Origin of the sequence: Streptomyces sp. NPDC004658, from assembly GCF_040609555.1 — a bacterium.
Taxonomy (GTDB): domain Bacteria; phylum Actinomycetota; class Actinomycetes; order Streptomycetales; family Streptomycetaceae; genus Streptomyces.
The window spans coordinates 1-2,423 of the sequence record NZ_JBEXKG010000361.1 but is presented as its reverse complement, the minus strand read 5'-3'; the positions used below and the strand labels follow the sequence as shown (position 1 = coordinate 2,423).

Here is a 2,423-nt window from a genome sequence, read left to right as displayed (position 1 = left end):
CGTCGCGCGGTTGCTTCGGTGCGCCCTCTCGCCCGGGGCCGGACAGCCGGGGGCCGGCTCCGGGGTCACCGCGCGGGCCGACCGGTCCGCCCCGGCACCGGGTCGCCCTGTCAGGTCCCGGTCCGCTCGCCCTTCGCGCGGGCGATGGCCGCGCCGGCGGGGTTGCGGGTGCTGATCCGGGCCAGCGGGGTGCCGTCCGGACCGGCCAGGTGCAGCCAGTGGATGGTGGGGCCGTGGCTGTTCTGGCCGTAGGACGGGGTCTCCGTCCGCTCGGTGACGGTCAGTTCGGACCAGGGGAGGACGTGGGTGCGGGCCACACCCACGGTCACGACGACACCCCCGGCGAACACGTGAAGGCGGGTGTCCCGGTGGGTGAGCCGGCCCTCGACGACGAAACCGGCCACGGGGAGGGCGACCACCAGGACGAGGAGGCCGACGGCGCGGCTTTCGCCCCGGGACCGTACGGGCCGGTCACGGTGCCGGCGCCGAAGATCAGGCAGAGCAGGGCGGGCATCAGTGACGCACAGCCCAGGCCGGTGATCCGGCTCCCGATGCGCTGCGTGTGCGTGCGCTCCCCCAGACCGTGGGCGGCGGCGGCCCGTTCCGCCCGGAGCAGCGCTTCCTCGTCCGCCTCGGTGCTCCGTGTCCCCCAGCCCATCGCCCGACTCCCCCTCCCGAGAAGACCTTCCCGGCGAACCCCTAACGCGCGGTGCCGGACGGCACCTCCTGCGGCAGGCCGGCGTCCGCGCCGTCGCTCAGGCCGAGCCGCAGGTGCTCGATGTGATACACGGCCTGGTCGAGGAGTTCGGCGACATGGCCGTCGTACAGGGCGTAGATCACCGAGCGGCCCTGGCGGTGGCCGACGACCAGGCCGAGGTTGCGCAGCAGCCGCAACTGGTGCGAGCACGCGGACTGCTCCATGCCGACCTCGGCGGCGAGTTCGGTCGCCGCGCACGGCCCCTCGCGCAGCCGGGACAGGATCAGCAGCCGGGACGGAGTCGCGAGGGCCTGGAGCGTGGTGGCCACGCGCGCCGCGCTGTCCGCGTCCAGGCGCGTACGGGGTACCGCCGCCCGCGCGGGAGTTGCTCCATGGCCCATGGCAGTCATCATACAGATGACACTTGAACGCTTCTTCATATGTACCTGTATGGTGGGCGTCGCTGCCCGTCGTCCACCCTGCCGAAGGGTTCCTCCGCCATGCCCTCCGTCCTCACCGACCGCCGCCCCCTCCCCGCCGGGGCCGCCCGTCCCGAGCCCGCCGCGCCCCGGCGCCGCACCCGGGTCCTCGCGCTCCCCGAGGCCCGCTGGGCGGCGGCTGCCGCGGTGCTGTTCCTGCTCGCCCTGCCGCTCCAGCTCACCGGCGCGCCCGGCTGGGCCTGGGGCGTGCCGTACGCGCTCGCCTACGCGGCCGGCGGCTGGGAGCCCGCGTGGGCCGGGGTGCGGGCGCTGGCCGACCGGACCCTGGACGTGGACCTGCTGATGATCGTGGCGGCGCTCGGTGCGGCGGCCGTCGGCCAGGTGATGGACGGCGCCCTGCTGATCGTCATCTTCGCCACCTCCGGGGCCCTGGAGGCGCTGGCCACCGCCCGGACCGCCGACTCGGTGCGCGGCCTGCTCGACCTCGCCCCGGCCACCGCGACCCGGCTGCGCGCCGACGGCACCGAGGAGACCGTCGCGCCGGCGGACCTCGCCGTCGGCGACACGGTCCTGGTGCGGCCCGGTGAGCGGATCGGCGCCGACGGCCGGGTGGTGGACGGGACGAGCGAGGTCGACCAGGCCACCATCACCGGTGAACCACTCCCCGTCGCCAAGGAACCCGGCGACGAGGTGTTCGCCGGCACCCTCAACGGCACCGGCGCGCTGCGGGTGCGGGTCGGCCGGGACGCCGCCGACTCGGTGATCGCCCGGATCGTGCGCATGGTGCAGGAGGCGTCCGGGACCAAGGCGCCGACACAGCTCTTCATCGAGAAGGTGGAGCAGCGCTACTCGCTCGGCATGGTCGCCGCGACGCTCGCCGTGTTCGCGGTGCCGCTCGCCCTCGGCGCCGCGCTGACCGGGTCGCTGCTGCGGGCCATGACCTTCATGATCGTCGCCTCGCCGTGCGCGGTGGTGCTGGCGACCATGCCGCCGCTGCTGTCGGCGATCGCCAACGCCGGCCGGCACGGGGTGCTGGTCAAGTCGGCGGTGGTGATGGAACGCCTCGGGCAGGTGGACGCCGTCGCGCTGGACAAGACGGGCACCCTGACCGAGGGCACCCCGCGGGTGACGGACGTCGTACCGCTGCCCGGCGCCGGCATGACGGAGCGGGAGCTGCTCGGGCTCGCGGCGGCGGCCGAGACCGGGAGAGCTCCTCCAAGGACTCGCCCGAGGCGTGGCTGAGGTCGTCCTTCTCGGCTGGGAAGGCCTCGGGTTCTGCGGCCAGG

The 2,423-nt window shown here is 75.0% G+C and carries 2 protein-coding genes and 1 pseudogene; 1 reads left to right on the top strand and 2 read right to left on the bottom strand.

Translation table 11 applies throughout. From position 1 onward, the window contains the following. Nucleotides 1-110: 110 nt before the first annotated feature. Together ABZV94_RS41270 and ABZV94_RS41265 are read right to left on the bottom strand one after the other, a co-directional pair. Entirely contained in the window at nucleotides 111-419 is a 309-nt protein-coding gene (locus ABZV94_RS41270; RefSeq protein ID WP_356350206.1) for a hypothetical protein, read from the bottom strand. A gap of 280 nt (nucleotides 420-699) precedes the next feature. Next, nucleotides 700-1,098 carry a metalloregulator ArsR/SmtB family transcription factor gene (locus ABZV94_RS41265; RefSeq protein ID WP_356350203.1) on the bottom strand — a complete coding sequence of 133 codons (399 nt, stop codon included), beginning with the start codon at nucleotides 1,096-1,098 and terminating at the stop codon, nucleotides 700-702. Nucleotides 1,099-1,197: 99 nt separating this feature from the next. On the opposite strand from ABZV94_RS41265, the pseudogene ABZV94_RS41260 reads away from it, so the two are divergent. Beyond that, nucleotides 1,198-2,337, top strand: a pseudogene (locus ABZV94_RS41260) (HAD-IC family P-type ATPase); the annotation flags it as partial. Nucleotides 2,338-2,423 lie beyond the last annotated feature (86 nt).